The organism is Streptomyces sp. NPDC002577 (assembly GCF_053594815.1).
Genome location: NZ_JBSFWK010000038.1, coordinates 86814 through 94498 on the forward strand (window position 1 = coordinate 86814; position 7685 = coordinate 94498).

At 68.7% G+C, this 7685-nt stretch carries 8 protein-coding genes; 4 read left to right on the forward strand and 4 right to left on the reverse strand.

Features of this window, described 5'->3' with window-relative positions:
* Positions 1 to 18: 18 nt before the first annotated feature.
* The 3 genes from ACWD4J_RS33430 to ACWD4J_RS33440 are packed head-to-tail and all read right to left on the reverse strand — an operon-like array spanning position 19 to position 3543.
* On the reverse strand, positions 19 to 1299 hold the full coding sequence (locus ACWD4J_RS33430; protein ID WP_451399237.1) for an NAD(P)/FAD-dependent oxidoreductase: 1281 nt from the start codon (positions 1297 to 1299) through the stop codon (positions 19 to 21).
* A gap of 8 nt (positions 1300 to 1307) precedes the next feature.
* Positions 1308 to 1976 carry a haloacid dehalogenase type II gene (locus tag ACWD4J_RS33435; protein WP_451399230.1) on the reverse strand — a complete coding sequence of 223 codons (669 nt, stop codon included), beginning with the start codon at positions 1974 to 1976 and terminating at the stop codon, positions 1308 to 1310.
* 43 nt (positions 1977 to 2019) lie between these two features.
* Entirely contained in the window at positions 2020 to 3543 is a 1524-nt protein-coding gene (locus ACWD4J_RS33440) for an ABC transporter substrate-binding protein (protein ID WP_451399231.1), read from the reverse strand.
* A 503-nt stretch (positions 3544 to 4046) separates the two neighbouring features.
* On the opposite strand from ACWD4J_RS33440, the gene ACWD4J_RS33445 reads away from it, so the two are divergent.
* The 4 genes from ACWD4J_RS33445 to ACWD4J_RS33460 all read left to right on the forward strand — a co-directional run bounded on the left by ACWD4J_RS33445 (position 4047) and on the right by ACWD4J_RS33460 (position 6952).
* Positions 4047 to 4730, forward strand: a complete 684-nt coding sequence (locus ACWD4J_RS33445) for an MOSC domain-containing protein (protein WP_451399232.1) — start codon at positions 4047 to 4049, stop codon at positions 4728 to 4730.
* A 173-nt stretch (positions 4731 to 4903) separates the two neighbouring features.
* Entirely contained in the window at positions 4904 to 5431 is a 528-nt protein-coding gene (locus ACWD4J_RS33450; RefSeq protein WP_451399233.1) for a DinB family protein, read from the forward strand.
* A gap of 242 nt (positions 5432 to 5673) precedes the next feature.
* Entirely contained in the window at positions 5674 to 6549 is an 876-nt protein-coding gene (locus tag ACWD4J_RS33455; protein WP_451399234.1) for a PhzF family phenazine biosynthesis protein, read from the forward strand.
* A 229-nt stretch (positions 6550 to 6778) separates the two neighbouring features.
* The gene (locus ACWD4J_RS33460; protein WP_451399235.1) at positions 6779 to 6952 is read left to right on the forward strand and encodes a hypothetical protein; all 174 of its coding nucleotides are present in this window, start codon (positions 6779 to 6781) and stop codon (positions 6950 to 6952) included.
* 459 nt (positions 6953 to 7411) lie between these two features.
* On the opposite strand, the gene ACWD4J_RS33465 is transcribed toward ACWD4J_RS33460, so the two are convergent.
* Positions 7412 to 7685: hypothetical protein (locus ACWD4J_RS33465; RefSeq protein ID WP_451399236.1), on the reverse strand; the 274-nt coding region annotated here is incomplete at its 5' end.

Below are 7685 nucleotides of genomic sequence, written 5' to 3' on the forward strand. Positions count from 1 at the left end.
CACCGGTTCACCTCCTCGCTATTTGATGACGTCCAGCGCCCGGTAGTAGGCGCCGGCGAACGGCAGGAACCAGGGCGGCCCGAAGTAGTGCCCGGGCACGTGCGGGAACTTCAGGCCCCGCCACGGGTTAGCCTCCGGGCGGCCGTCGAGCACCTCGGCCATCTGCCGGCCCATGTGGGTGGCCATCTGTACGCCGTGCCCGCAGTAGCCGACCGAGTAGAACAGTCCGTCCCGCTCGCCCGCATGGACCATCTGGTCGAGGGTCAGGTCGACGAGGCCGCCCCAGCAGTAGTCGATCCGGACGCCCGCCAGTTGCGGGAAGACCGACAGCATCCCCTTCTGCAGGATCCGCCCGCTCTTCAGGTCGGACTGTGGATTCGACGGCGCGAACCGGGCCCGCCCGCCGAACAGCAGCCGGTTGTCCGGCGTGATGCGGAAGTAGTACAGGATGTTGCGCGAGTCCGACGCCATACGGCGGGTGGGCATCAGTTCGTCGACGACCGCCTGGTCGAGGGGCTCGGTGACAACGATGAAGCTGCCCACCGGGACGATCCGGTTGCGCAGCCAGCGGAACGGAGAGCTGGTGTAGCCGCTGGTGGCGACCAGCACCTTGTCCGCGCGCAGGGTGCCGACGGGAGTCGTGAGATCGTGCTGTGTGCCGCGGATCCGCTTCAGTCCGGTCACCGGGGCCTTTTCGTGGATCCGTACACCGAGCCGCTCGGCGGCGTCCGCGAGACCTCGTACGAATTTGCCGACGTGCAGGCCCGCGCCCTGCGGGTCGGCCATCCCGCCGTAGTAATAGCTGGTGCCGACCTCGGAGCCCAGACTGTGACGGGGGATCAGGACAGTTTTGTAGCCGATGAGATCGGCCAGCGCCTCGTGGGTGCGGGCCAGATTGTCGTAGTGGGCCGGTTTGGCGGCCAGGTTGAGCTTGCCGGTTCGGGCGAAGTCGCAGTCGATGCCCTCATCGACGGTGAGCTTCTCCACCGTGTCGATGGCCTCGTTGTAGGCGAGGTAGAGGGCCTTCGCGGTGGGGATCCCGTACCGCTCGACCGCGGTACGGAAGCCGATGGCCAGGCCCGTCGTGCACATCCCGCCGTTGCGGCCGGACGCGCCCCAGCCCACTGTCTCGCTTTCCAGTACGGTCACTTGTGCGCCCTTGCGGGCGAGGTGCACGGCGGCGGACAGGCCGGTCAGGCCGGCGCCGACGACGGCGATGTCCGTATCGCCGTCGATTTCGGTGGCGGTGCGGTCGGGTCGGGCCGGGGCGGTGTCGAGCCAGTACGGCACGGGCTTCATGGGAGCGCTCACAGGCCGAGCAGGGCGGGCAGCCCGGTCAGGTCGTTGATCTCGTGGTAGCCGTAGTACGGCACGCTTGGTTCGTAACCCCGGTTGACGTAGACCTTGTTGGTGATGCGCAGGTCGTGGGCCGGGATCAGGTCGTAGCGCAGGCTGGACGAGACGTGCAGGATGTCGCCGGGTGCGCAGCCGAGTTGGTCGAGCATGTACTCGAACGCCTGGAAACGCGGCTTGTACGCCTGCGCCTGCTCGGCGGTGTAGACGGCGTGGAAGGGCGCGCCCAGCTTCTCGACGTTCGAACCGATCTGGCTGTCGGCCGCGTTGGAGAGGATGGCGAGCGGGTAGTGGGCGGCGAGGGTGCGCAGCGCCTCGGGTACGTCCGGGTGCGGCCCCCAGGTGGGTACGCCGTCGACGATGGCCCGGCCGTCCTCGGCGCGGTACTCGATGCCCCACAGCTTGCTCGCGCGCTGCAGGGCGCTGGTGATGACCTCGGGGTAGGGCTGGTAGGCGCCGAGGACTTCGTCGATGCGGTACGACTCGAAGTCGTCGAGGAAGTCCTCCATGCGGTCGGCGGGGACGCGGTCGGCGAGCAGTTCGCGGGTGAGCTTGGACATGCCGAACGCGGTGAGGGTGCCGTAGCAGTCGAAGGTGATGAACTTGGGCCGGAAGTCGGTCATGTGCGGGATCTCCTTCACTACGAGGTCACTGAGGTCACTGAGGTCACTTCGAACCGAGGGACAGATCGGCGGTGAGGGTGTAGTAGGGCAGGATCTTGTAGCCCTTCACGTCGGCGAGCGCGACGGACTCGGTCTCGTGGACCAGGAAGACGTCCACGGCCTGGGACTGCAGCCGGGCGGCGACGTCCGCGTAGAGGGCGTAGCGGTCCGTGGCGCTCCTGGTGGAGGCGGCCTTCTTGACGAGGGCGTCCACGGTCGTGTCGCAGTAGTGCGCGAGGTTGTAGGAGCCCTTGCAGGTGTAGTCCTGGCTGAGGAAGCCGTACGGGTCGGGCAGGGTGTTGAGGTAGTTGCGGGAGAGCAGGGCCATGTCGAACTTGCCGTCGAGGAGGTCCGGTTCCATCGACGCGTACTCGCCGGAGCGGATGGAGACCTGTACGCCGATGGCCTTGAGTTGCTCCTGGATGACGGAGGCGAGGTCGGCGAAGCCGGAGCCTTCGTTGTAGGCGAGCAGGGTCAGCTTGAGCGAGGACGGTTTGACGCCCGCTGCGGCCAGCAGTGATTTGGCTTCGGCGGTGTCGGCCTTGACGGGTGTCGCGCCCCCCGGCGCCCACGGCTCGGACGGCGCGAACGGGCCGACCGCCTGGCGCGAGGCGCCCGGGTAGACCGCTGCGGCAATCGCCCCGGTGTCGATCGCGGCCTGGAACGCTCGGCGGACCTTGGTGTTGGTGAAGGGCGCTCTCTTGTTGTTCAGCACCAGCTCGGTGGTGCGGGGCAGCTCGGCCGTCTGCGTCTGGATGCCCGAGACGCCCTTGAGCTCCTGCACGCTGGTGACGGGAATCTTCCGTGCGATCTGCGCCTCGCCGGTGCGCACCTGGGTGGCGCGCTTGCCGCCGTCGGCGATGAACCGCACCTCGGCGAAGGCGAGTTTGGGCCGGCCGCCCCAGTAGGAGTCGTTGCGTTCGAGGTCGATCGCCTGCTGCGGGATTTCCTTGGTCATCCGGAAGGGGCCGGTGCAGGTGCCCTTCGGGTCGATGGCCGAGCCCGCGTACGCCTTGGGCGCGAGGATTCCGGTGTTGGGGCTGGCCAGGCTCTGCGGGAGCAGTACGTCGGGCTGCACGGTCGTCACTTCGACCGTGGAGGAGTCGACGGCTTCGACGCCGGATACGGTCTCGGGAGAGAAGGCCGCGGCCGGAGTCTTCACCTTCAGGGCGTGTTGCAGCGCGCCGACCACGGCGGTCGCGTCGAACGGAGTGCCGTCCTGGAACGTGACACCCTGACGGAGCTTCAGCCTCCAGAGCGTGGGCTTCACTTGGGTCCACGAGGTGGCGAGCATCGGCACAAGCGTGCCGTCGCTCTGGTACTTCACGAGGGTCTCCAGGCAACCGGCCTTGCTCAGGACGAACGCGTCGTCCGTCTCCAGGGCCCAGTCGGCGGCCGGGGCGAAGGGCTCGTCGATCACGATGCTCTGGTTGTCGGAGGAGCCGGTGCCACTGGCGGCGGTGCCGCCGCTCATGCCGCAGCCGGCGAGGACGGTCAGGGTGGTTGCAGTCAGGCCACAGGTCGTCAAGCGCAGTTTTCTCATCGACTCACGCCCACTCGATCAGGTGTTGGGGGCCGTGTGGGGGGTGTTGCGTGCTGCTGCTTGGGCCACGAACGTACGCCCGCCTGCGGGAAGTTGTAAACAATATTTTGTAAACTCGACGTTGTTTGTGTGTCACGGGAGGGGACTCGGCGCGAACCGAGGACACCGTGGCTGCTGGCTCGGACTACCCCCCGCCGCGACGGACGGATCCGCATCGAGGTACGCGGGCCATCACCCGCGCCGGAGGCGGCACGTTGGGCGCTGCCACGCCACCACGCCCCACCCGTCATCGCCCGGAGAACGTGCGTGCGTACGGGATCCCGGCCGTGCCAGGATGGCGTCGGGAAGCGAGGTCTCGTGGACGAGTCGATTCGGCCGGGCGCCGGCCACGCGCTACGGCCGCGACCTCGGTACGGTGACCGTCGCTGTGCTTGCCTGCGGCGCCCGTCGGCTGGGGTCGCCGGTCCGCTGGGCTGAAGGGGGCGAAGGTGCGGGTCGACCAACTGTGGCGGTATCCGGTGAAGTCGGTGGGCGGTGAGCGACTGACCGCCGCCACGGTCGGTGTGCTCGGGATCGAGGGTGACCGGGGCATCGCCGTCCACGACGAGCGGGACGAGGTCACCTGGGCCGGTGCTGTTCCGGCGCTCATGCGAGTGCGGGCGGTCACCCTCGGGCCGGGCGTGGCCGAGCTGACCCTGCCGGACGGCCGGCGGTTCCGCTCTGATGCGCCTGACGCCGCCGGCCGGCTCAGTGCCGCTGTCCAGGCCAAGGTCACGCTGGTCGAGCACCAGCCGCACCGGCCTGACACCGCGCTCCATGTCTTGACAACGACGGCGCTGCGCAGCCTCGGCTCGACGCTGCCGGACAGTGCGATAGACGCCAGCCGGTTCCGGCCCAACCTGGTGCTCGACGGCGTGCCCGGCGACCACGCGACCGGGTACCCCGAGCACGACTGGATCGGCCGCCGGATGGCCATCGGCACGCTGCGGTTGCGCTTCACCGAGGGGTGCGACCGCTGCGTGATGATCACCAAGGAGACTCCGACCGTCCCGCATGACCGCGCCGTGCTGCGCTGGGTCGCCCGTGAGCTCGGCAACACCCTCGGCGTGTACGCGGCGGTCGAGACACCCGGTCATGTCCGCATCGGGGACAAGGCCCGCTGGCTTGACTGAACGTCATCACGACCACGCACGCCTCGGCCGCTCATAGGCCGGTCTCCCAGGGCTGGGTGTGTGAATGGCAGTCAGTTTTGATGTCACTGGCCCGCCTTGGGAGGCGACCATATGCGTGTTCGTCGCCAGCGAAGACAGTCGTAGGTCACGGCTGTTCCTGCCATGGTGTGCTCATGAATGCGACACCGGATGGGCGGCCTGTCCCGCCCGCGCATGCCGACGAGCGCGCCATGCTGGAAGCATGGCTGGACTTTCACCGTGCGACTCTCGCCCTCAAGTGCATGGGCCTGAAAGATGATCAATTACGGCTTGCTGCGGCGTCACCGTCGTCGATGACGCTGCTCGGTCTCGTGCAGCACATGGCGGAGGTCGAGCGCAACTGGTTCCAACGTGTATTCGCAGGCCAGGACGTGTCCCCGGTCTTCGGGGAGAGCAATGGCGACGGCTTTGCCCTTCAGCCGGACCGAGGACTCGACGAGGCGACGGCTGCCTGGCAGGCGGAGGTCGCCGGAGGACGCGAACTCATCGCTGACGCATCGCTGGACGACTCCGGCCGCCTGTCTGAACAGGAAGCGGGTCACGTCGGCGATCAGGGAGTTTCGCTGCGCTGGATCATGGTGCACATGATCGAGGAGTACGCACGTCACAACGGTCATGCCGATCTCATCCGCGAGCGAATCGACGGAGTCACCGGGGCATGAGACGTGCTTGCGCGGCCGCAAGGACCGTACGACGGCCTGGGGCCGGAAGGCCCCGATCCAGGCGAGCCGGCGCGGGTACGTCGAGCGAACACACGTTTGACAGAAGGCCTTTCACCGCATCGTCCGCTGCTCCGAACGCCGTGCCGTAGTGACGGTGTCGATGTGCGGCTCGTCGCCCAGGCCGATCACGCCTCCGCCCGCGTCCGGGAATAGCCGCGAGCCCGCCCCGCGTTACCGCGAACGTGACGACAAATGCGCCGCGGCCCGAGGTGCTGCGATACACCGCCTTTTCCAGCGCCCCGAACGGCGGAAACCCCGCCGGCGTCGTTCTGGACGCCAGCGCCCTGGACGACAGCGACATGCTGGCTGTCGCCGCCGACCTCGGATACTCGGAGTCGGCGTTCCTGACCGCGCCCCCGGAGGGCCTCGGCGGCCGGGAGGGACGGGCGTACAGCATCCGTTACTTCAGCCCCAAGGCCGAGGTGCCGTTCTGCGGGCACGCCACCATCGCGACCGCCGTCGCCCTCGCCGAGCGGATAGGCCCCGGGGAGCTGGTGTTCGCGACGCGCGTCGGCACCGTGCCGGTGGAGGTGGCCGAGGAGGGCGGGACGGTCAAGGCCACACTCACCAGTGTCGAGCCGCACATCGAGGAGATCGCCGACGCCGACCTCGCGGAGGCGCTCGCCGCGCTCGGCTGGCCGGCCGCCGACCTCGACCCGGCCTTCCCGCCCCATATCGCGTTCGCCGGCGCCCGCCATCTCGTTCTCGCGGCGGCGACACGCGAGCGCCTCGCGGATCTCGCGTACGACTTCGCGCGCCTCGAAGCCCTGATGCACCACTTGGACCTGACCACGGTCCAGTTGGTGTGGCGGGAGTCGGCCACCGTCTTCCACGTCCGTGACCCGTTCCCCGTCGGCGGCGTCGTCGAGGACCCGGCGACCGGCGCCGCGGCCGCCGCGTTCGGTGCGTACGCCCGTGAGCTCGGCCTGGTCCCCGAGGAGGCCGTCCTCACCCTGCATCAGGGCGAGGACCTGGGCCGCCCTGGCGAACTCACGGTGACGCTGCGCGCGGGTGACCCGCGCGTTCGTGTCAGCGGTACAGGAGCTCGCATCAGCTGAAGCGCCTGCCATGACGGCAGGGGAGACCCGGGTCTCCCGGGTCTCCCCAGCGACATGGCCGTCCGGCACCGTACCGGCCGTGGCCTGCGTGCCGCATGGTGCAGGAATCGGCGCTGAGCTGGGCTTGAGCGCCTGTGCGCCCCGTCGGGCCCCCTCCCGGTGGTCATGGTCGTGACGGACCGTCGAACGCATGGGCGGACACAGGTGCGGAAAGTGCCATGGCTCGTCAATGCCTGACGACCTGTTGGAGGTCGCTGCCGGAGTCCGCTGGTGTGAAAGGTGCCGCGAGGACTGGCTGTACGACGGCCTGGTCGACGGACGCGACCGTGGAGAGGGCGACTCGCCGACCGAGCCGATCGGCGATCCCGACGAGGCCCAGCACCGGCGAGGAACCGCCGCGTAGGGGACGGCCCGACTACCGCAAGGGGGATGGCGGAGTGGGGGGACCCGCTTGGGGCTCAGGAAGGCTGCGGTGACAGGACGCGGAAGCGACCGTGGAACCAGAACTCTCACGGAGATGCTGGCAACGGACGGGTCCTGCCTCCTGCGGGCAGCCTGCGATCGGTGTGATCGTCGATGTGACGCGTGCGGGCAAAGTGCTGCCCGGCATGAAGCTGGGGTGAGTGGTGCAGTTGGGGTCAGTGGTGCGGTAGGGGCCGGTGGGGATGGTCGGCGCGGTACTGACCGAGGCCCCGCAGCGGTCCTGGCCTGTGCGGGGCGGTTCGTCGCCGGGCAGCTCGGGTCGACGACGAGTACTTCGCGGAGTATGAGGGCACGTGTTTGGCCGGGTGGCGCGGCTTCTCGCCGTGCCACCCGGCCGGAGTGCGCCCGCTTACGGGACGCTGCCCGTGATGGTCAGGTTTTAGCGGCCGTTCTTGTCGGTCTCTGCGTGGTTGTTGTTGTGGTTGGCCTTGTGGTTGGTCCGGGTTTCGGTGTCCTTGGTCTTCTTGGTCTTGGTGATGGTCCCGTCCGGGGAGATCGTCGTGGTCTCTTCCTCCTCGTGTGTGCGGGTCACGCTGCCCTTCTTCTTGGGGTGGCGGTCGCGGTCCTGATCGTGGCCGCGGTCGTGATCATGGCTGCGGTCGCGGTCGTGCCCGCTGTCGGTGACGACGGTGGTGGCGCTGGTGTGCGGCGTC